Origin of the sequence: Actinoplanes sp. NPDC048796 (genome assembly GCF_040650035.1) — a bacterium.
Lineage (GTDB): Bacteria > Actinomycetota > Actinomycetes > Mycobacteriales > Micromonosporaceae > Actinoplanes.
The window spans coordinates 251,660-271,163 of sequence record NZ_JBEZGO010000001.1; the positions used below are offsets into that span (position 1 = coordinate 251,660).

Sequence of the window (19,504 nt, forward strand, 5' to 3'; positions counted from 1 at the left end):
ATGCTCACACTTTGCGGTACTTGGCCTGCGCGATGCAGTAGACGCCGAAAGCGGCGATCCCGACCGCGATCAGGGCCAGCAGCCACACGCCCCACGAGTTGCCGGCCAGCGTCTTGAGCGCGGCGTCGAGACCGCGGGCCTTCTCCGGGTCGTACGTGACGGCCGCGACGACGAACAGGACACCGGCGATCGCGTAGGCGACGCCCTTGGCCGCGTACCCGGCCATGCCCAGCCGGATGATCGGCTGGCGCGTGCCGTGCGTCATCTCCTGGGTGTTGAGGTGCTTGACGAACTTGCGCTTCAGGCCGTAGATCGCCATGCCGACGCCGACGCCGAGGACCACGAGGCCGGCCAGCCCGATCAGCCAGCGGCCGCCGGTGCTGTCCATCAGCGTGGACGACTTGCTCTGCGAGTTGTCGCCCATCGAGGCGTTCGAGCCCTGCAGGATCTTGACGGCGAGGAAGGCGAGGTAGCCGTACAGGACGGCGCGGACGCCGGAGAGCACCCGCTCGGCGATGGCCATGCGGTTCTGCTCGCCGCTCTCGCCGATGGCCGCCTCGAACGCCTGCCAGATCGCCATCGCGGCCATTCCGATCGCGATGACGACCAGCAGCGTCTTGCCGAGGCCGTTGCCGGCCAGCGTCTGGAGGGCGCCCGACTGGTCGCTCTCCTGGGAGGAACCCTGGAAGGCCACCTGGAGGGCGATCCAGGCGAAGATGAGGTGGATGATGCCGTAGCCGATGAAGCCGCCCCGGGCCAGATACTCCAGCGGCTTACTGTCGGCGGCCCGAGAGGCTGCGTACTTGGCGTTAGAGGCGGTGCTCGTCATGCCCCTGAATGTCACCAGAACACAAGATCCCCAAACTCCCCATCCAACCACCCCACCGCCGCCCTTGACTCGACTAAAGACTTATCAGGCCTTTGACACCTGGAGTCCGATTGTGTCAGCGGTGACGCTGTCCAACTGCACCTGCAAGCCGGCGACCTCGACGGCCTGCTGGCCCTTGGTCAGACTGATCTGCTCGCCGGCCACCTCGAGGGTGACCGTGTTGGCGTCGGCGCTGATGAACTTGGCCTCGACGCCGAGGAAGCTCGCGCTGGCGCTCGTCTCCCGCTGGATCGTCACGGTGCACTGGTCGAGTCCGCAGTCGACGTTGTCGCTGCTGCAACCGGTGAGCAACGCGAGGCCGAGGGCGGCTGAGGTGAGTGCGGCGGCGATTCGCCGGGTGGGTTTCAACACCCTTGCCAGGATACGGGGACCGCGCGACCCTACATTGGGTCGATGAGCGACATTGAGGTACGGGACAACCCCTCGCACCGCCGATTCGAGCTCACCGTGGACGGTGAGTGGGGCGGCAAGGCCGACTACCGGATGCGCGACGGCGTGGCCGTCATCGTGCACAGCGAGATCGACCCGGCCTTCCGCGGCCACGGTCTCGGCAACGAGCTCGCTGCCCGTACCCTCGATGAGTTCCGCGCCCGCGGCGTCAAGGTCGTACCCTCCTGCCCCTTCTTCGCCCAGTTCGTCGCCGAGCACCCGGAGTACGAGGACCTGGTCGCCGACTACCGCTAGTGTTTCCGGCGATGAACCGGGATCTTGCCGCGGCGCGTGACCTCGCCGCCACCGTCGCCGCCCAGGCCGGCCGCTTGCAGCTCGAGCGGCACGACACCCTGCGGGTCGGCGCGCCCAAGGCACACGCCAACGACGTCGTCTCCGACGTCGACATCGCCAGCGAACGCCTCATCGTCGACGCCATCACCGCGGCCTGGCCCGGCGACGCCGTCCAGGCCGAGGAGGGCCACGGCCGGGACGGCACGAGCGGCTGGATGTGGGTCGTCGACCCGCTCGACGGCACCCGCAACTACATCAGCCGGACCGGCCCGTGGTCGGTCTGCGTGGCCCTGTACGAGGGCGACCAGCCCCGCGTCGCGGTCGTGCACGAGCCGGTCGCGGGCGAGACGTTCAGCGCCGTCGACGGCGGCGGCGCCTACCTCGACGACCACCCGTTGACCGTGACCGGCGGCCCCTCGCTCGACAAGGCGCTGGTCGGCGTCAGCTTCCAGCCCAACCCGGCCACCAAGGAACGCGCCGCCAAGGTCGTCCGCGAGCTGCTGCCCGTCTCCGGCGACATCCGCCGCCTGCCGGCCGCGCTCAACCTGGTCTACCAGGCCGCCGGCCGCCTCGACGGCGGCCTGGCCCTCGACACGAACCTGTGGGACATCGCGGCCGGCGCCCTGATCGCCCGCGAGGCCGGCGTGGTCCTCGGCGGCCACGGCGACGACTTCACCCCCGAGCTCACCATCGGCGCCGCTCCCAGCCTGTGGCCCGCCCTCTCCGCGGTGGTCCGGCCGGTACTAGTGTCTTAAGTCCCGCGCCTGAGGAGACACCGGTGGTCCAACGTCAGTTCCCCAAACCCGCCGAGATCTTCGAGCTCATGCAGTTCAAGAAGCCTCGACTCGGGCGGGCCGGCCGGCTCGAGGCCGCGCTCACCATCGAAGACCTCCGGCTGATCGCCAAGCGCCGCACCCCGCGCGCGGCCTTCGACTACACCGACGGCGCCGCCGAGGGCGAGCTCTCCCTGGCCCGGGCCCGCCAGGCGTTCAAAGACATCGAGTTCCACCCGAACGTCCTGCGCGACGTGGCGAACGTCGACACCTCGACCACGGTCTTCGGCGGCCCGTCGGCCCTGCCGTTCGGCATCGCCCCCACCGGCTTCACCCGCCTCATGCAGACCGAGGGCGAGACGGCCGGAGCCTCCGCGGCCGGCGCGGCGGGCATCCCCTTCACCCTCTCGACGCTCGGCACCACCAGCATCGAGACGGTCAAGGAGGCCAACCCGACCGGCCGCAACTGGTTCCAGCTCTACGTCATGAACAAGCGCGAGATCTCGTACGCCCTGACCGAACGCGCCGCCAAGGCAGGCTTCGACACCCTGTTCTTCACGGTCGACACCCCCGTGGCCGGCGCCCGCCTGCGCGACAAGCGCAACGGCTTCTCCATCCCGCCCCAGCTGGGCGTGAAGACGATCGCCAACGCCATCCCCCGCCCCTGGTGGTGGTACGACTTCCTGACCACCCCGAAACTCGAGTTCGCCTCCCTGTCGGCCACCGGAGGAACGGTCGGCGAACTGCTCGACGCGGCCATGGACCCGACCATCAGCTACGAGGACCTGCGCGTCATCCGCGAGATGTGGCCCCACAAGCTGGCCGTCAAGGGCGTCCAGACAGTGGAGGACGCTCGTCGTCTCGCCGACTTCGGCGTCGACGGCATCGTCCTGTCCAACCACGGCGGCCGCCAGCTCGACCGCGCCCCCATCCCGTTCCACCTGCTCCCGTCGGTGGTCCGCGAGGTCGGAAACGACGTCGAGGTCAGCATCGACACCGGCATCATGAACGGCGCCGACATCGTGGCCGCGATCGCGCTGGGCGCGAAGTTCACCTTCATCGGCCGCGCCTACCTGTACGGCCTGATGGCCGGCGGCCGGGCCGGCGTCGACCGCACGATCCAGATCCTCACCGACCAGATCATCCGCACGATGAAGCTGCTCGGCGCCCACTCCCTGGAGGAACTGACCCCCGCCCACGTCACCCAGCTGACCCGCCTGGTCCCCCGCCCCCGCTGACCACCCGCCGGCGCGTGCGCGCCGGCAAAGGGCGAGGCGTCATCGGCCGACTGGCACCGGTCTGTGACGAGTCCCCGAGGAGCACGTGAGTTTCACCGGGCCTCCGCGGCGCCATGTCGCCGGAATCGCGGCGGCGGCTTCGCGGCGCTGGACGGTGTCCGTGCCGGCCTGGGCCGCCGGTACGAGGCGGCGTCGGAGAAGCCGATCCTCAGGATCGCGCGGCCGAGCCGGGCCGTCCTCTCGCGGGGCGACGTTCGCGGCGCCCGGCATGGAGAAAGCCGCGACACGTCATGTGCCGCTGCGGAGGAGGGAGCGGCCACCGAGCGTTTCGCCGAGGAACAGCCGCCCTACGACAGGTCGTGAAGGTCTACCGCGACGACGCCGGGTACGGTGCGGGTCAGGGCGGTCACCACGGCGCGGGCGGTGTCGTCGGTGAACGGGCCGGTGATGGTGGCGGCGCCCGACTTCACGGTGGCGGTCCAGTGTGGGGCGTAGTCGTCCAGGCGGTGCTGGACCTCGGCGGCCAGGGCCTCGTCCGTACGGACCATGGCTCTCAGGATGTCTCGGCGGCTCACTATGCCGACCACCGTGCCGTCGTCGAGGACGGGGATGCTCCGGACGTCGTGTCTGAGCATGGTTTCGGCTATTTCGGCCAGGTCGGCTCCGGGCCAGGTGGTGATCGGGTGGGAGGACATCGTTTCGGCCACCGCGGTGGGGCGGGTTTCCGTGGCCGGCGCCGGAGTGAGCAGGTGGGCTGTGAGGTCGGCCGGTACCCGGTGGCGGAGCAGGTCGCCCTCGCTGACCATGCCGACCAGGTCGCCGGTGGAGGCGATGACGGGCAGGGCGGTCACGCCGTTCTCGGTGAGCAGGGCTACCGCGGCCTCCACGGGCGCGGTCGGCGCGACGGTGACAACGGGGCTGGTCATCACGTCCTTGGCTCTCATGAGTCCATCTTGGCGCATCTTTCCCGCGGCGGCCCGGGACCAAAGTCCCGGGTGTGTGTGCGGGCCGGCCGAGCAACAACTGGCAACTCTTTGCCGCCGCCGTGCCCTCGACGAAACCATCGCGTAACAGTGATGCGGGTCACCCCCGCACCGGCGGCGCGGAGGAGACGAGATGAGGAAGATGCGTGCGGCGACGGCGCTGGCCGGTGCGACGGTGCTGGCCGTCGCGCTGACGGCCTGTGGCGGCGGTGACGACGGCGGTGGCGGTGACGGCAAGACGCTCAACGTCCTGATCGGCGCCAACACCCAGTACCCGGACGAGTTCCAGGCCTGGCAGAAGGACATCAGCGCCAAGTTCAAGGCGCAGACCGGGGCCGAGGTGAAGTTCGAGACCTTCGCCAGCGCCAACGACGAGCTCACGAAGATCCAGACCTCGGTGGTCGCCGGTTCCGGGCCGGACGTGTACGCCGTGGGCACCACCTTCACGCCGACCGCGTACTCGACCGGCGCCTTCGTCAAGCTGGGCGACGAGGAGTGGAAGAAGATCGGCGGCAAGGAGAAGTTCAACCCGGCCACGCTGGGCATCTCCGGGCCGGACGAGCAGAACCAGGTCGGGATCCCGTGGGTCAGCCGGCCGTTCGTCATGGCGTACAACACCGAGATCTTGAAGGCCGCGGGCATCGACAAGCCGGCCACGACCTGGGACGAGCTCGGGCAGCAGGCCAAACAACTGACCAAGGGCGACCAGTACGGGCTGGCGATCGCCTACAAGGACAACTTCGACCCGTGGAAGTTCGTCTGGGGGATGTCTGCCCAGGCCGGGAATCCGCTGGTGGACGGCAAGACGGCCCGGCTGCAGGACCCGACCGTGCGGAAGGCGTACGAGACGTACTTCGGCTGGCTGGCGAAGGACAAGGTGGTCGACCCGGCCGCCGTCGGCTGGACCAACCCGCAGGCCGTGGCCGCGTTCGCCAAGGGCAAGACCGGATATTTCGCGCTGACCACGACGACCGCCGCCAACTCGCTCAACCAGGGTTCGGTCAAGGGCAAGTGGAAGTTCGCCCTGCTGCCGACCGTGCCGCCCGGCGCCACCAGCCGCCCGGCCGGCGGTGTCGAGGCCGCCAGCATCCTCTCCGGCGACAACCTGCTCGTCGCCGACTACTCCAAGAGCAAAGACCTGGCTTTCGAGTACGTCAAACTCGTGACCGACCAGGAGGTTCAGCTCGACTACTACAAGAAGTTCGGCAACCTGCCGGCCAATGCCGCCGCCCTGCAGACGTTGGCCGGCGACCCGACCCTGGGCCCGGTCACCGAGGCGGCCAAGAAGTCGGTGGCCACGCCGTTCACCGGCGCCTGGGGTGACATCCAGCTGGCGCTGACCAACGTGGCCGTGCAGTCGCTGCCCGACCTGGCCAAGGGCTCCATCAGCACGGCGCAGATCGAGGCCCGCGTGGCCGACGCGCAGAAGTCCGCACAGTCCGCGCTCGACCGGGCGAAGTAGTGACCACCCTGGTGCGGCCGGAACAGAAGGCTCCGGCCAAAGAAAAGGGTGTGACCCAGCAGCAGCGCCCGCTGTGGCTGCTCACTCCCGGCGGGATCCTGCTGATCCTGATCGTGCTGATCCCGCTGGCCCTGGCGGTCTACCTCTCGCTGCTCGACCTCGACCAGTACACGCTGCGCCGGTGGATCGAGGCGCCGTTCATCGGGCTGGGCAACTACGTCGAGTCGCTCGACTCCGGCCTGCTGCACTCGATCTGGATCAGCGTCTCGTTCTCGGTCCTGTCGACGGCGGCGACCGTGCCGATCGGCATCGCGGCGGCGCTGGTCACCCAGAACGCCTACCGGGGGCGCGGTCTGGTGCGGGCCGCCTTCCTCATCCCGTACGTCCTCCCGTCCTTCGTCGTGGCCTCGGTCTGGCGGACCATGCTGCAACCGGACGGCGTGGTGAACGCGTGGCTGTCCAAAGTGGGCGTGGACGCCGGGCTGTGGCTGAGCGGCCCGAAGTCGTACTGGACGCTGGTGCTGGTGGAGATCTGGGCGGCCTGGCCGTTCATCTATCTGATGGCGCTGGCGGCGCTGCAGTCGGTCGACCACGAGGTGCACGAGGCGTCGGCGGTGGACGGGGTGACCTGGTGGCCGAAGCTGCGCCGGGTGATCCTGCCCTACCTGCGCGGGCCGGTGCTGCTGGCCTGCCTGCTGGCCACGCTCAACCACATCAACAACTTCACGCTGCCGTTCGTGTTGTTCGGGGCGCCGGCCCCGGACGACGTGAACGTGATGCCGATGCTGGTCTACGTCACCAGCTTCCAGAGTCTGCGGTTCGGGCTCAGCGCGGCCATGGCGGTGGTGTCGCTGATCATCATCGCGATCCCGTTGTACGTGTACCTGCGAGCCGTCCGTCTCGACGTCCATGAGGAAGGGGGCAAAAGATGAGCGCGTCGGCGGAAGCCACCCGACTGCTGCCGCGGCCGATGCTCGCGACCCTGACCGTGCTGCTCTGCGCGATGGTGCTGGTCCCCGTGTCGTACATCGTGCTGGCCCCGCTCAACTCGGACGTCGGCGTGGCCGCGGGCGAGTTCTGGCCGAGCTCGTGGAGCCTGGAGAGCTACACCAAGATCTGGACCACGGCGGATCTGTCGACGGGCATCGTCAACAGCCTGATCGTGTGTTCCTGTACGGCGGTGGCCTCGGCCCTGCTCGGCACGACGACGGCGTACGTGCTGGTCCGCTACAGCTTCCTCGGGCGGCTCACGATCCTGCGAGGGCTGGTCGGCCTGCAGAGCATCCCGGGCACGCTGATGCTGCTGCCGGTCTTCGTGCTCTTCTCCTCGGCCGGCAACTACCTCGGGCTGACCGTGATCGGCACGCGGTGGGGACTGTTCGTGGCCTACCTGACCTTCGCGCTGCCGTTCTCGACCTGGGTGATGGTCACCTATCTGCGCGGGCTGCCGCGCGAACTGGAGGAGGCGGCCCGTACGGACGGCGCGTCCACGCTGGTCATCCTGTGGCGGATCATCTTCCCGCTGAGCCTGCCGGCGATCGTGGTGGCGGGGATCTTCGCCTTCCTGCTCGGCTGGAACGACGTGCTGTTCGCCTCGGTCCTGACCCGGCCCGAGACGCACACGGCGGCGGTCGCCCTGTCGATCTTCGGCTCGGCCCAGGAGGGCGGCGCGCTGCCGGTGTACTCGCAGATGATGGCGGCCGCGCTGATCTGCGCGCTGCCGGTGGTCCTGCTCTACCTGGCGTTCCAGCGCTATCTGGTCGGCGGCCTGACGGCGGGCAGCGTCAAGTGAGGGTGGCGGTGATCGGCCTCGGCACGGTGTCGGTGGTGCATCTGGCCGCTCTGGCCCGGCTCGGCGTGGAATTGGTCGCGACGTCGGAGGGTCGCTATCGCGACCATCGGGTGCTGCTTGACGAGGTACGCCCGGACGCCGTGCACATCTGCACTCCCCACGATCAGCATGTGCCGGTGGCGCTGGACGCCCTGGCGCGGGGCGTGCACGTGCTGCTGGAGAAGCCGGTGGCGCACACGGTGGCGGCGGCCGGCGAACTGCTGGCGGCGGCGAAGGACAACCCCTCGGTGACGGTCGGGGTGTGCCTGCAGAACCGCTACAACATGGCGTCGGCGGCGGCCCGGGAGCTGCTTGTCTCCGGCTCGCTCGGGCCGGTCGCCGGCGCGTCGGCGACGGTCATGTGGCACCGCGACGACGCGTACTACGAGGCTCGCCCTTGGCGCGGGCAGATCGGGCGCAGCGGTGGTGGCGTTCTGATCAACCAGGCGATCCACACGCTCGATCTCCTGCAGTGGCTGCTGGGCGACGTCTCCGAGACGCGCGCTCAAGTGGGATATTTCGCCGGGCGGGAAGTGGAGGACACCGCCTCGGCCGTGCTCGATCATGCGAGCGGGGCGCGGAGTGTCTTCTTCTCCACGGTGGCCAACGCGGTGGACTCGCCGGTGACCATCGAGATCGCGACCGCGTCGGCGACGCTGACCATCCGGGGCGATCTGACCGTCCGGCACGCGGACGGGCGGGTCGAGGTCATCGCCGAGCGGCGGGCCGACTCCGGTGGGCGCGACTACTGGGGCGCCTCGCATGAGCTGCTGATCGCCGACTTCTACCGCTGCCTGCGTACCGGGGAACGCTTTGCCGTTGATCTTGAGGAGGGGATGAAGTCCCTGCGCCTGGTCGACGAGATCTACCGACAGAACATCTGAAAGGGCTACACCATGTGGACTCTGTCCGGCTTCTCCGACGAGATCTCGCCCGACTTCACCGAGCAGTGCGAGGTCGCGACCGGGCTCGGCCTGCGCTATCTCGAGGTACGCAGCGCCTGGGACGTCAACATCCTCGATCTGTCAGCCGATCAGCTGGCGACGATGCGGGAGACGCTTTCGCGGTACGGGCTGAAGGTCTCCAGCATCGGATCGCCCATCGGGAAGATCCCCATCGACGATGACTTCGGGCCTCACCTCGAGCGGATGCGCCACGCGGCCGAGGTGGCGAAGCTGCTCGAGGCCCCGTACATCCGGATCTTCTCCTTCTTCCTCACCGACCCGGCCGCCCATCGCGCCGAGGTCATCGAGCGGATGCGGGCGCTGGTGCGGGTCGCCGAGCAGGCCGACCTGATCCTGCTGCACGAGAACGAGAAGGAGATCTACGGGGACGTGCCGGCCCGCTGCCTCGACCTGATCCGGTCGGTCGGCTCGCCCTATCTGCGGCTGGCGTGGGATCCGGCCAACTTCGTCCAGGTGGGGGTCCGGCCCTACACCGACGGTTACGCGATGCTGCGCCCGCACGTGGAGTACGTGCAGATCAAGGACGCGCTGTTCGCCGACGGGACTGTCGTTCCGGCCGGTGCGGGCGACGGCGAGGTGGCGGCGACCATCCGGGCGCTGCGCCACGACGGATTCGACGGGTTCTTCTCGCTGGAGCCGCATCTCGCGTCGGGGCACGCCTACGGCGGCTATTCCGGGCCCGAGCTGTTCCGCACCGCGTGGCAGGCCTTCACCGGCCTGCTGAAGAAAGAGGAGATCGAGTACGCATGAGCCGCTACCGCATCGCCCTGGCCGGCGCCGGCGTCATCGGGCGTCATCACGGGATGGTCATCAGCCAGCTGTCGTCAGCGGTCGAGTTGGTCGCGGTCGCCGACGTGGTCCGGGAGCGGGCCGCGACGCTGGCCTCGGTTCACGGGGGACGGCCTTACGATTCCTTGAGCGTTGCTCTGGCCGCTGAGGAGATCGACGTCGTGGTCGTCTGCACGCCGACCGGCCTGCACGGTCCACTCGCGATCGAGGCGCTGTCGGCCGGCAAGCACGTCATCATCGAGAAGCCGGCTGAGATCACCGTCGCGCGGACCGATGAGATCATCCGCGCGCGTGACAAGTCGGATAAATTGGTCACGGTCATCTCCCAGCATCGGTTCGATCCGTCTACCGTTCGCGTCCTCGAGGCCATCTCCGGCGGACAGTTCGGGCGGATCACCTCGGGTATCGCGGCCATCGACTGGTGGCGCGGGCAGAGCTACTACGACTCCGGCGACTGGCGCGGCACCTGGGACCTCGACGGCGGCGGCGCCCTGATGAACCAGGGCGTGCACACGGTCGACCTGTTGGTGGCGGCGCTGGGCAAGCCGGTCGAGGTCTTCGCGTACGCCGCCACGCTGGCCCACGAGCGCATCGAGGTCGAGGACGTGGCGGCCGGCGTCGTCCGCTTCGAGTCCGGCGCGCTCGGCGTGCTGCACGCGACCACCTCGGCCTACCCCGGCCTGAGCGCCCGCCTGCACGTCCACGGCGACCGCGGCTCGGCCGTGATCGACAACGACCAGCTGGCGTTCTTCCACGCCACCCCGGCCGGCGTCGACATCGAGGAGAAGCTGATGGGCGGGACCCAGACCCTGTCGAGCACCGAATCCGATTCGGTGGCCGCCGCGAACCCGGGCTCGTTGTCCGACGCGCACCGCCGGCAATACCTGAACTTCCTGGGCGCTCTGGACGGAACCGAACGTCTGGTGGTCGACCTGGAAACGAACCGCCGATCGATAGCCGTCATCACCGGCGTCTACGAGTCGGCCCGCACCGGAAAGCCGGTGAAACTCGGATGAGCCGCATCGCCGCCAATCCCATCCCGTATTGGGCCACCGCCGGGAAAACCCGGGCCGTCCTGGCCGAGGCGTTCGCCGACTTCCAGGACATCGGATTCACCGCCGTCAAAGCCGACGTCCCCGACGACATGACCGCCGGCACGTACCGTGACTGGATCGCCGGTTACGGCCTGCAACCGGCGCTGAGCCTGTTCAACTCACCGTTCGACGAGACCGTCACCGCCGCCGGCGAAATCGAGAAGGCCAAGCGCTTCGCCGCCACCCAGGTCGCGCTCGGACTCGACCGCACGATGGTCTCCTCGATGAGCCGCCCCGAACGCCTGGCCCACCCCGCGGCCGGCGCCGGCTTCGACGAGGCCCGCCTGACCCGGGCCATCGACATGTGCGGCGAGGTGTGCCGCGCCCTGGCCGCCGAGGGGCTGCGCCCGCTGCACCACTCGCACGTCGGCGGCATCTTCGAAACCGAACACGACATCACCCGGCTGCTGGACGAACTGGGCCCCGGCGTCATCGGCTTCGGCCCCGACACCGGCCACCTGCGCTGGGCCGGCATCGACCCGGCCCCGTTCATCAGCCGCTACGCCGACCGGCTGGGCGGCATTCACATCAAGGACTGCTTCCCCGACCTGCTGGGCGACCGCACCAGGTCCTACCGGGAGGCCACCGCGTCGAAGCGCCTGTGGGCCGAACCGGGCCTGGGCGTGGTCGACTTCGACGCCGTCCTGGACGCCATCCCGCCGGCCTACGACGGCGACTACATGATCGAGGTGGACGAGCCCAGCGTCGATTCCAGACGGGAGTCGCACCGCATGTCGTTCACCTGGGCCCGGAAGGCCCTCGCCGGCCGCGTCGACCACTGACCCGGGCCGTCGAACGGCGCACCACGAGACGTACGGGAAGAACCAGAGGCTGACCGCTGGGGCGGGCGCCCTGGGTGATGGCGATGCAGTTGCTCATGCCGGTGAAACCCATCCGGTACAGCGGCGAGGCGATCGTCGTCAGCTGGGGCTCCACCAGCTCGTCGAAGATGATGTTGTCGAAGCCGACCACGCTCACCTGCTCGGGGACGCCGATGCCGAGCTGGCGCAGCCCCTTCAGGACACCGATCGCCAACTGGTCGTTGTAGGCCTGCACGGCGGTCGCCTCGAGTTCGGCCACGCGCAGGGCCGCGCTCAGACCGGCCAGGACGGTCGGGCCGTACGGGCCCACGCGCCGGGCATCCAGATGGAGCTCGGCCGCGGCCTGCCGCAGCGCCCGCCAGCGGACGCCGTCCGACCAGCTGGTCTCGGGCCCGGCCACGTAGGTAATCCGCTCGTGTCCCAGCTCGGCCAGATGTTCCACCGCCCGCTTGATGCCGCGCTCGGCGTCGTTGAGCACGCAGTTGGCCTCCGGAATGATCCGGTTCAACAGCACCACCGGCTTACGCCGGGCCACCATCCGCAGGGCCGAGTCGGTCATCCGCGAACTGGCGATGACGACACCGTCGACCTGCTCCAGCTCCTGCTCGATGGTCTGCCGCTCCACCCGGGGCGACTCGTTCGTGTGCGACAGGATCAGCTGGTAGCCGGCGTCCCGCGCCGCCTCGTAGGCCCCCTTGATGATGTCGCCGTAGAACGGGTTGGTGACATCAGCGATGACCAGGGCGATCGCCTTGTGCGGAACCTTCTCGGCGCCGGCGCTGCGCCGAACCGGCCGCACCCGATAGCCCAGCCGGTCCGCGGCCGCGAAGACCCGATCCGCGGTGTCGGCGTTGACCCGCCCCGGACGCGCGTAGGCCCGCGACACGGTGGACGGCGCCACCCCGGCCTCGCGAGCCACATCGTAAATCGTCGGGCGGCCCATCCATTGATGTTAATTGATCAGCTCCGATGAAACACCAGCTCCGTCCGCCCGAACGTGGACGATCGGCCGACTGCGCGCACCGCCCCGATCCGCTGGAATGAGGCGGCAACAAAGATCAAAAACTCGGAGCGCCATGTCGTACGATCCCGCACCCCACCACTACCAGAACGGCCACCCGCCCGTTCCGCCCGATGTGGTTCCCCAGACCCACCCGTTACCGCCCGGCGCCTATCCACCCCCTTCACCGTCCAGCGCCTATCCATCGCCGTCGCCGTCCGGCGCCTACCCGCCCCCGTTTCCGCCCGGCGCCTACTCTCCTGCCGCGGCACCCTTCGTTGTCGTGGGCCACCCGGCCCCCACCTCCGGCTACGCCGTGGCCTCGATGGTGCTGGGCATCGTCGGTATCCTCGGCGGCTGGTGCACCTTCGCCGTCCCGTGCATCCTCGCCGTGGTCCTCGGGCACGCCGCCCTCAACGAGATGAAGCGAACCCCCAAGGAAGGCCGCGGCATGGCCATCGCCGGCCTGGTCCTCGGCTACGTCTGCCTGGCACCCGCCATCCTCGTCTTCTTCTGGGTCTTCCTCGCCGGCGCGCTGGGCGTCGCCGGCGCCGGAGCAGCTTGAGGCTCGCCGCGGCTCAGAGCGGCTCGATGTCGCTCAAGCCGGTCAGGTCGCGGAAGTGGGGCAGGGTCTTGGCGTGGTCGGCCGGGCCGCGGTGCAACAGGGCGAACGTCGTCGAGCGAGGGCCGGCCGATCCTCTCAGCGCGACGACCTCGCCGGTGCGCAGGCGCAGGATCAGGACCGGGAGTCTCGCGTCGCCGTCCCGGACGAGGTCGAACGCGTAGCCGACGGCGCCCTCGATCTGGTGGATGGGGCGGTTGACGCGGGCGATCACCGGCGCGCAACGTGACCTCGATGGCCTCGGCGAAGGTGGCCACCCCGCACCGAAATTCAGGCCGCTTCCTTCTGTCATGATCACCGGGCTCAGCCGGAACACGTACCGAAGGAACTCTCTGTTGAACCGCACAGCGCGCACCTCGGCCGCCCTGGCCCTCGCCGTCGGCGCCATCGCCCTCGCCGCCGATCCGGCCGCGGCCGCCGCCAAGGTCAAGCCCACGATCGACGCCGCCGAGGTCACCAAGGCCGGCGCCCCGATCCGGATCACCGGCAAGGCGGCCAAGGGCGCCACGGTGACCATCAAGTTCAACGGCAAGGCCGTGAAGAACGTCAAGGCCGGCAAGAAGAACGGCAAGTACACCACCACCGTCAAAGCGCTCAGGAGCGGCGCGTTCACGGCGACCGCGAGCGGCCGGACCAGCAGCGCCGACGCGATCAAGGTCTACGTCAACAAGCGCTACTCGCAGACGCTCTTCAGCGGCTCCGGAGGCGTCGGCACGAAGAGGTCAGCCGTCGTGACCTTCCGCAGCGGCGCGACGGTGACCGTCAAGGTCCGTACGTCGACGACGGTCTGCACGGACTCCCTGCCGTGGATCGACCCCTGCCTCAAGTGGGGAGCGGCCACTGTGGGCGTGCTGGCCGACCTGGCCTCCGCCCTGACCGGTGACGAGGCGTACGCCGCCTCCGACGCCAGCCCGGTCTACGACAGAACGCACCAGGGCCGGGTGGAGGTCTACTCGGTCGACGCGGAGGCCTGGACCGCCACCGCCGTGCAGACCTGGACCGCCCGCGCGTACATCTGACCGGCCGGCTGTCACATTCTGGTGGGCGCGATGGTCATCACGATGTTGTCGGCTGAATGTGAGAGGTGTGGCCATGCGCGTCGTCGTTGCTGGGGGAACCGGGCTCATCGGGTCGAAGGTGGTCGACTTGCTGCGCCCGCTGGGGCATGACGTGGTGATCGCCGCGCCGCAGGCCGGGGTGGACACGATCAGCGGGCGGGGTGTGGCCGAGGCTTTCGCGGGGGCCGACGCCGTTGTCGACGTGACCAATCGGGCGGTGTTCGAGCCCGCCGTGGTCATGGACTTCTTCACCACCTCGACCCGAACTCTGCTGGAGGCCGGGCGGGCGGCCGGGGTGCGCCATCATGTGGTGCTGTCGATCGTCGGGGTCGACCGGCTCTCGTACCCGGGCTATCTGGACGCCAAGGCCGCGCAGGAACGGCTCGTCGCCTCCTCGGGAGTGCCGTTCACGATCGTGCGGGCCACGCAGTTCTTCGAGAACCTTCTCACCATCGGGGCCGGGATGGCCGAGGACGACGTGATCGTGCTTCCCACCGCCGACCTTCAGCCGGTCGCCGCTGACGATGTCGCCGCCGCCCTCGTCGATGTCGTGCTGGGTGCGCCGGCCGGCGGTGCGGTGGAAGTCGCCGGACCGGAGCGGGCGCCGTTCGCCCGGTTCGTCGGGCCGGTGCTCGCCGCGGACGGCGACGACCGGCCGGTCAAGCCGAGCGCCGCCGCCTCGTACTTCGGGGTGCCGATCGTGCGGGACTCGCTTGTCCCGCTCGGTGCCGCCCGCGTCGGGCGGACCAGCTTCCAGCAATGGCTGTCAGACCGCGGTCAGCAGGGTGTTCTCGACGACGACCGGCACTGACAGGGTCTTGTAGCCGACCTCGTCGAACAGGACCGTCACCCGTTCCTCCTCGTAGCTCATCACCATGCCCTCGCCCCATTCGGCGTGGCGGACCTTGCTGTGCACCGCGAACGGCTCGTCGCCCGCGGCCTGCTCGATCTCCTGGGCGGAGCCCTCCGAGCAGTTGTCGCAGTGGCCGCACGGCTTGGGCAGCTCCTCGCCGAAGTAGGCCAGCAGCGTCTGCGTACGGCAGGCCCGGGTTTCGGCGAAGCCGCGCATCATGTCGGTGCGGGAGCGGTCGAGGCTCTGCTGGCGTTCGTGGACTTTCAGGGCGGCCGCCGCGGCCGCCGCCGGCAGCGGGGCGAAGACCGGCACGGTGATCCGGTTGCCGCGGCCCGTGACGGACGCGCCGACCTCTTCCAGCAGGGCCAGGTAGGCCGAGAGTTTGCGCGGTCCCAGGCCGGTCTTCTCCTTCAGCTCGGCCTTTGTCGACGGTCCCGACCGTACGGCCGCGGCCAGCTCCCGCAGTTCGGTCTCGTCGGGGGCGCCGCCGATGAAGAAGCGCTGGATGGCCTCGTCCTCGGCCCGCCACAGCAGCAGCGCCCGGGCCGGGTCGTCGTCGCGGCCGGCCCGGCCGATCTCCTGGAAGTAGCTGTCGGGCGAGTCGGGCAGGGCCATGTGGGCGACCCAGCGGATGTTGGGCTTGTCGATGCCCATGCCGAAGGCCGAGGTCGCCACCATGATCTCGACCTTGTCGTTGGTGAAGTCCTCGTGCTTCTGCTCGCGGGCGCCGCCCGCCATGCCGCCGTGGTAGAAGTCGGCCGGGTAGCCGGCCTCGGTCAGTTTCTCGGCCAGTTCCTCGGCCGAGCGCCGGGTCGGCACGTAGATGATGCCGGGGCGGCCGGCCGAGTCGAGCAGCGCGGTGAGGTTGCGCCAGCGGTAGTTCTCGTCGGGGCAGTACGCGGCCTCGAGGAACAGGTTGCGCCGGTCCAGGCCGGAGACGTGGATCTCGGGCTTGTTCAGGTGCAGCCGCTCGATGATGTCCTCGCGGACCGGCGGCGAGGCCGTGGCGGTCAGGGCGAGCACGGGCGGGCGGCCGATGCCCTTGATGAGGTCGCCCAGGGCCAGGAACTCGGGGCGGAAGTCGTGGCCCCACGACGAGATGCAGTGTGCCTCGTCGACCGCGACCAGGCCCGGGCGCAGCGCGCGCACCTCGGCCATCCGCTCCGGGTCGCTGAGCTGTTCCGGGGTGATGAAGAGGAACTCGGCCCGCCCCTCGGCGATCTCGGCGATGGCCGCGCGCTGCTGCGCCGGCGTCTCGGCCGAGCTCACCCGCACGGCGCGGATGGCCGGGTCGTCGCGCTCGTTGAGGGCGGCGATCTGGTCCTGCTGCAGCGCGAGCAGTGGTGAGATCACCACTGTCGGGCCGGGCAGCAGGACCGCCGGGATCTGGTAGATCGCCGACTTGCCGGCGCCGGTGGGCAGGACGACCAGGGCGTCGCGGCGCCGCAGCACGGCGCGCATCGGCTTGAACTGGCCGGGGCGCAGGGAGGGCCACCCGAAGTGCTTGCGGGCGGCCTTGCGCAGGCGGGGTCCGTAGACGGGGATCTTCATCGAGCGGCCATTGTGCCCCGGCTCACCGGTGCGCAAACGCCTAGAGGACTTCCTTGGCGTACAGATCGAAGAGGCCTTGGTAGTTCGGTCCGGTGTTGGCCACGTACACCTCGTCGAACCCGGCCTTGCGGTATTGCTCGATCATCTCGAGGTGCGCGCGGGGGTCGTTGCCGCAGACGAAGCTCTCCTTGACCATGTCCTGGGTGACCAGCTCGGACGCCTGCTCGAAGTGCTTCGGCGACGGCAACACCTGGGAGAGCTCACCGGGCACGCCGGAGTTAGGCCATTTCTCGTACGCGATCCGCGCCCCTTCCTCCTCGGAAGCCGCGAAGGCCGCTTTGAACCCGCCCTGGACGACCTTGTCGCCGCCACCCGAGGAGCGGAAGCGTGACACCAGGTCGCCGTCGGGCATGACGCTGACGTAGCCGTCGCCGAGCCGTCCGGCGGCCTCGGTCGCCTTCGGCCCGAAGCCCGAGATGTGGATCTCGACCGGCTTGTCGGGGAGGGTGTAGATCCGGGCGTTCTCCACTGTGTAGTGCTTGCCGTGGTGGGAGTAGTTCTCGCCGGTCCAGAGCCCGCGCATGATCTCGATGGATTCTTCGAGCATTTCCAGCCGTACGTCCAGCTCGGGCCACGCGTCGCCGAAGATGTGCTCGTTGAGGGCCTCGCCGGTGCCGACCCCGAGCCGGAACTTGCCGCCGGTGAGCACGGCGCTGGTGGCGGCGGCCTGGGCGATGACGGCCGGGTGGATCCGTACGGTCGGGCAGGTCACGGCCGTGGTGATCTCGAGGCTGGGCGCGGCCTGGCTGATCGCGCCGATCATCGACCAGACGAAGGCGCTCTGGCCTTGGGCGTCGACCCACGGGTGGTAGTGGTCCGAGATCCACAGGCCTTGGAAGCCGGCCCGCTCGGCGCCGCGCGCCTGCTCGATCAGCTCGGCCGGGGTGTATTCCTCGCAAGACAGGAAGTATCCGATGCGCATACCGCCGGAGATACCCCTATTTCTTGCCGCCGAACATGCGGCGGATGGCCCACAGCAGGAACAGCGCGGCCAGGGCGACGCCGAGCAGACGGACGGCGTGCACCTCGGACCAGTCGACGCCCGAGGCGGCGAGCGGGATGGCAGTCACGGCGACAGCGTACTCAATCTCAGCTAATAGAAAGGTTTGTTGACTAAATCGCGGAGCGATGTGACCATTGGGACCGCACGCGACCAGGCAGCCGGAACGTACGGGGGACAAATGCCGAAATTTGGCGAATTGCCGGAGCTTGCCGCGACGGTGCTCCAGCCGGGCTTCGTCGGCACCAGCGCACCCGACTGGGTCCGCCGCTGGCTCGGCGAAGGGCTCGGCGGTGTCGCGCTGTTCGCCCGCAACGTCGAGTCGCCGGCCCAGGTCGCCGCGCTGACCGCCCAGCTGCGGGCCGAACGCCCGGACGTGCTGGTCGCCATCGACGAGGAGGCCGGCGACGTCACCCGCTTCGAGTCGCGCCTGGGCAGCTCCCGTCCGGGCAACCTGGCGCTGGGCGCGATCGACGACGCCGCGCTGACCGAGACCGTCGCCCGCGACCTCGGCGACGACCTGGCCAAGGCCGGCATCACCCTCGACTACGCGCCCGACGCGGACGTCAACAGCAACCCCGCCAACCCGGTCATCGGCGTACGGGCGTTCGGCGCCGAGGCGCACCTGGTGGCCCGCCACTCGGCGGCGTTCGTCCGCGGCCTCCAGGCGGCCGGCGTCGCGGCCTGCGCCAAGCACTTCCCCGGCCACGGCGACACCAGCGTCGACTCGCACCACGACGTACCGCTGATCGACCGCGACCGGCAGCAGCTGGCCGAGTGCGAACTCGTGCCGTTCCGGGCCGCGATCGAGGCCGGGGTCCGGGTCGTGATGACCGGGCACCTGCTCGTCCCGGCGTACGACGAAGAACTCCCGGCGACGCTCAGCCGCCGCATCCTCACCGGCCTGCTCCGTGAGGAGCTGGGTTTCCGGGGCCTGATCGTCACCGACGGCATCGAGATGCAGGGCGTGCGCCGCAAGTACGGCCTGACCGGCGCCACCGTGCGCGCCCTGGCCGCCGGCGTCGACGCGATCTGCGTCGGCGGTGACCACGCCGACGAGCACACCGCGACCGAACTGCGCGACGCCATCGTGGCCGCGGTGCTCGACGGCACCCTGCCCGAACAGCGGCTGCGCGACGCCGCGGCCCGCGTCCGTGACCTCGGCGAATGGACCACCCGCACCCAGACGGCGACCGGCGCCCGGGCCGTGGCCGACGCCGGCCCCGAGGTGGCAGTGCTGTCGGCGGGGTCGGGCATCGGTTTCGACGCGGCCCGCCGCGCGGTCCGGGTGACCCGCACCGAGGACGCCCCGGCCCTGCCGATCACCGGCCCGGCGTACGTGGTCGAGTTCGCCCCGCCCCGCAACATCGCGATCGGCGCCGAAACGCCGTGGGGCCTGAGCGCGCCGCTGGACGAACTGCTCCCCGGCACGGAGACGGTCCGCCTCACCGAGGACGACGACCCCACGGCCGTACTGGACGAGGCCGGCGACCGCCCGCTGGTGGTGGTGGTCCGTGACGTGCACCGCCACCCGTGGCAGGCCGAAGCCCTGACGACCTGGCTGGCGTCCCGCCCCGACGCGATCGTCGTCGAGATGGGCCTCCCGGTGACGATCCTCGGCGCGGTGCACATCGCCACCTACGGCGCCACCCGCGCCTGCGGCCAGGCCGCCGCCGAACTGATCGCCGGCACGGCCGTCCCGGCCCCCGAGCCCCAGCCCCTGGCCGCCTGAGACCGGCCCGGACGCCGGCGCCCCGGGCCGGGGGGCCGGCCGCCGGCGTCCGGGCCCGCG

General features: G+C 69.9%; 22 protein-coding genes. 14 read left to right on the forward strand and 8 right to left on the reverse strand.

The annotated features are described in order from the left end of the window. Positions 1 to 4: 4 nt before the first annotated feature. The gene (locus AB0C26_RS01230; RefSeq protein WP_360239585.1) at positions 5 to 829 is read right to left on the reverse strand and encodes a DUF1206 domain-containing protein; all 825 of its coding nucleotides are present in this window, start codon (positions 827 to 829) and stop codon (positions 5 to 7) included. A gap of 84 nt (positions 830 to 913) precedes the next feature. Next, complete coding sequence (locus AB0C26_RS01235) at positions 914 to 1,240, reverse strand: hypothetical protein (protein ID WP_360239588.1); 327 nt, start codon at positions 1,238 to 1,240, stop codon at positions 914 to 916. Between the two features lie 42 nt (positions 1,241 to 1,282). Here AB0C26_RS01235 and AB0C26_RS01240 point away from each other — a divergent pair, with 42 nt between their 5' ends. Genes AB0C26_RS01240 through AB0C26_RS01250 form a run of 3 tightly spaced genes read left to right on the forward strand, consistent with a single transcriptional unit; the run spans position 1,283 to position 3,623 of the window. Continuing rightward, on the forward strand, positions 1,283 to 1,573 hold the full coding sequence (locus AB0C26_RS01240) for a GNAT family N-acetyltransferase (protein WP_360239591.1): 291 nt from the start codon (positions 1,283 to 1,285) through the stop codon (positions 1,571 to 1,573). An 11-nt stretch (positions 1,574 to 1,584) separates the two neighbouring features. Beyond that, on the forward strand, positions 1,585 to 2,367 hold the full coding sequence (locus AB0C26_RS01245; protein WP_360239594.1) for an inositol monophosphatase family protein: 783 nt from the start codon (positions 1,585 to 1,587) through the stop codon (positions 2,365 to 2,367). Positions 2,368 to 2,390: 23 nt separating this feature from the next. Continuing rightward, positions 2,391 to 3,623, forward strand: coding sequence for an alpha-hydroxy acid oxidase (locus tag AB0C26_RS01250; protein ID WP_360239597.1), 1,233 nt, complete (start codon positions 2,391 to 2,393; stop codon positions 3,621 to 3,623). A 347-nt stretch (positions 3,624 to 3,970) separates the two neighbouring features. Here the strand turns inward: AB0C26_RS01250 and AB0C26_RS01255 are convergent, their stop codons facing one another. After that, positions 3,971 to 4,567, reverse strand: coding sequence for a CBS domain-containing protein (locus AB0C26_RS01255; RefSeq protein ID WP_360239600.1), 597 nt, complete (start codon positions 4,565 to 4,567; stop codon positions 3,971 to 3,973). A gap of 172 nt (positions 4,568 to 4,739) precedes the next feature. Here AB0C26_RS01255 and AB0C26_RS01260 point away from each other — a divergent pair, with 172 nt between their 5' ends. The 7 genes from AB0C26_RS01260 to AB0C26_RS01290 are packed head-to-tail and all read left to right on the forward strand — an operon-like array spanning position 4,740 to position 11,529. After that, a complete protein-coding gene (locus tag AB0C26_RS01260) occupies positions 4,740 to 6,068 on the forward strand; it encodes an ABC transporter substrate-binding protein (protein WP_360239603.1) in 1,329 nt (442 codons plus the stop codon). A 50-nt stretch (positions 6,069 to 6,118) separates the two neighbouring features. After that, on the forward strand, positions 6,119 to 7,000 hold the full coding sequence (locus AB0C26_RS01265; protein WP_360239606.1) for a sugar ABC transporter permease: 882 nt from the start codon (positions 6,119 to 6,121) through the stop codon (positions 6,998 to 7,000). After that, positions 6,997 to 7,860, forward strand: a complete 864-nt coding sequence (locus tag AB0C26_RS01270) for a carbohydrate ABC transporter permease (protein ID WP_360239609.1) — start codon at positions 6,997 to 6,999, stop codon at positions 7,858 to 7,860. Before AB0C26_RS01265 ends, AB0C26_RS01270 begins: the two co-directional genes overlap by 4 nt. After that, complete coding sequence (locus AB0C26_RS01275; RefSeq protein WP_360239612.1) at positions 7,857 to 8,783, forward strand: Gfo/Idh/MocA family oxidoreductase; 927 nt, start codon at positions 7,857 to 7,859, stop codon at positions 8,781 to 8,783. The genes AB0C26_RS01270 and AB0C26_RS01275 overlap by 4 nt, the downstream gene beginning before the upstream one ends. A 12-nt stretch (positions 8,784 to 8,795) precedes the next feature. Next, positions 8,796 to 9,614, forward strand: coding sequence for a sugar phosphate isomerase/epimerase family protein (locus AB0C26_RS01280; RefSeq protein WP_360239615.1), 819 nt, complete (start codon positions 8,796 to 8,798; stop codon positions 9,612 to 9,614). Further along, positions 9,611 to 10,669, forward strand: coding sequence for a Gfo/Idh/MocA family oxidoreductase (locus AB0C26_RS01285; protein ID WP_360239618.1), 1,059 nt, complete (start codon positions 9,611 to 9,613; stop codon positions 10,667 to 10,669). The genes AB0C26_RS01280 and AB0C26_RS01285 overlap by 4 nt, the downstream gene beginning before the upstream one ends. Further along, on the forward strand, positions 10,666 to 11,529 hold the full coding sequence (locus tag AB0C26_RS01290; RefSeq protein WP_360239621.1) for a sugar phosphate isomerase/epimerase: 864 nt from the start codon (positions 10,666 to 10,668) through the stop codon (positions 11,527 to 11,529). The genes AB0C26_RS01285 and AB0C26_RS01290 overlap by 4 nt, the downstream gene beginning before the upstream one ends. Here AB0C26_RS01290 and AB0C26_RS01295 read toward each other — a convergent pair. Then, the gene (locus AB0C26_RS01295; RefSeq protein WP_360239624.1) at positions 11,486 to 12,487 is read right to left on the reverse strand and encodes a LacI family DNA-binding transcriptional regulator; all 1,002 of its coding nucleotides are present in this window, start codon (positions 12,485 to 12,487) and stop codon (positions 11,486 to 11,488) included. The two genes, AB0C26_RS01290 and AB0C26_RS01295, sit on opposite strands and share 44 nt — an antisense overlap. Positions 12,488 to 12,644: 157 nt before the next feature. Between AB0C26_RS01295 and AB0C26_RS01300 the strand changes: the two genes are divergently transcribed. Continuing rightward, the gene (locus AB0C26_RS01300) at positions 12,645 to 13,133 is read left to right on the forward strand and encodes a DUF4190 domain-containing protein (protein ID WP_360239627.1); all 489 of its coding nucleotides are present in this window, start codon (positions 12,645 to 12,647) and stop codon (positions 13,131 to 13,133) included. A 13-nt stretch (positions 13,134 to 13,146) separates the two neighbouring features. On the opposite strand, the gene AB0C26_RS01305 is transcribed toward AB0C26_RS01300, so the two are convergent. Further along, positions 13,147 to 13,404, reverse strand: coding sequence for a hypothetical protein (locus AB0C26_RS01305; protein WP_360239630.1), 258 nt, complete (start codon positions 13,402 to 13,404; stop codon positions 13,147 to 13,149). 121 nt (positions 13,405 to 13,525) lie between these two features. Between AB0C26_RS01305 and AB0C26_RS01310 the strand changes: the two genes are divergently transcribed. Beyond that, positions 13,526 to 14,209, forward strand: coding sequence for a hypothetical protein (locus AB0C26_RS01310; RefSeq protein ID WP_360239632.1), 684 nt, complete (start codon positions 13,526 to 13,528; stop codon positions 14,207 to 14,209). 73 nt (positions 14,210 to 14,282) lie between these two features. Further along, complete coding sequence (locus AB0C26_RS01315) at positions 14,283 to 15,059, forward strand: NAD(P)H-binding protein (RefSeq protein WP_360239635.1); 777 nt, start codon at positions 14,283 to 14,285, stop codon at positions 15,057 to 15,059. Here AB0C26_RS01315 and AB0C26_RS01320 read toward each other — a convergent pair. The 3 genes from AB0C26_RS01320 to AB0C26_RS01330 are packed head-to-tail and all read right to left on the reverse strand — an operon-like array spanning position 15,015 to position 17,782. Beyond that, a complete protein-coding gene (locus tag AB0C26_RS01320; protein ID WP_360239638.1) occupies positions 15,015 to 16,652 on the reverse strand; it encodes a RecQ family ATP-dependent DNA helicase in 1,638 nt (545 codons plus the stop codon). The genes AB0C26_RS01315 and AB0C26_RS01320 overlap by 45 nt on opposite strands. Positions 16,653 to 16,692: 40 nt before the next feature. After that, positions 16,693 to 17,634, reverse strand: a complete 942-nt coding sequence (locus tag AB0C26_RS01325) for a TIGR03557 family F420-dependent LLM class oxidoreductase (RefSeq protein WP_360239641.1) — start codon at positions 17,632 to 17,634, stop codon at positions 16,693 to 16,695. Positions 17,635 to 17,650: 16 nt separating this feature from the next. After that, positions 17,651 to 17,782, reverse strand: coding sequence for a hypothetical protein (locus tag AB0C26_RS01330; RefSeq protein ID WP_360239644.1), 132 nt, complete (start codon positions 17,780 to 17,782; stop codon positions 17,651 to 17,653). A 111-nt stretch (positions 17,783 to 17,893) separates the two neighbouring features. Between AB0C26_RS01330 and AB0C26_RS01335 the strand changes: the two genes are divergently transcribed. Then, entirely contained in the window at positions 17,894 to 19,444 is a 1,551-nt protein-coding gene (locus tag AB0C26_RS01335; protein ID WP_360239647.1) for a glycoside hydrolase family 3 protein, read from the forward strand. The last annotated feature ends 60 nt before the right edge of the window (positions 19,445 to 19,504 follow it).

Coding starts and splice junctions, on each gene's coding strand:
- AB0C26_RS01335 (WP_360239647.1), top strand. CDS start 17,894: ATGCCGAAATTTGGCGAATTGCCGGAGCTTGCCGCGACGGTGCTCCAG.
- AB0C26_RS01285 (WP_360239618.1), top strand. CDS start 9,611: ATGAGCCGCTACCGCATCGCCCTGGCCGGCGCCGGCGTCATCGGGCGT.
- AB0C26_RS01255 (WP_360239600.1), bottom strand. CDS start 4,567: ATGAGAGCCAAGGACGTGATGACCAGCCCCGTTGTCACCGTCGCGCCG.
- AB0C26_RS01245 (WP_360239594.1), top strand. CDS start 1,585: ATGAACCGGGATCTTGCCGCGGCGCGTGACCTCGCCGCCACCGTCGCC.
- AB0C26_RS01320 (WP_360239638.1), bottom strand. CDS start 16,652: ATGAAGATCCCCGTCTACGGACCCCGCCTGCGCAAGGCCGCCCGCAAG.
- AB0C26_RS01300 (WP_360239627.1), top strand. CDS start 12,645: ATGTCGTACGATCCCGCACCCCACCACTACCAGAACGGCCACCCGCCC.
- AB0C26_RS01290 (WP_360239621.1), top strand. CDS start 10,666: ATGAGCCGCATCGCCGCCAATCCCATCCCGTATTGGGCCACCGCCGGG.
- AB0C26_RS01230 (WP_360239585.1), bottom strand. CDS start 829: ATGACGAGCACCGCCTCTAACGCCAAGTACGCAGCCTCTCGGGCCGCC.
- AB0C26_RS01315 (WP_360239635.1), top strand. CDS start 14,283: ATGCGCGTCGTCGTTGCTGGGGGAACCGGGCTCATCGGGTCGAAGGTG.
- AB0C26_RS01270 (WP_360239609.1), top strand. CDS start 6,997: ATGAGCGCGTCGGCGGAAGCCACCCGACTGCTGCCGCGGCCGATGCTC.
- AB0C26_RS01260 (WP_360239603.1), top strand. CDS start 4,740: ATGAGGAAGATGCGTGCGGCGACGGCGCTGGCCGGTGCGACGGTGCTG.
- AB0C26_RS01325 (WP_360239641.1), bottom strand. CDS start 17,634: ATGCGCATCGGATACTTCCTGTCTTGCGAGGAATACACCCCGGCCGAG.
- AB0C26_RS01280 (WP_360239615.1), top strand. CDS start 8,796: ATGTGGACTCTGTCCGGCTTCTCCGACGAGATCTCGCCCGACTTCACC.
- AB0C26_RS01240 (WP_360239591.1), top strand. CDS start 1,283: ATGAGCGACATTGAGGTACGGGACAACCCCTCGCACCGCCGATTCGAG.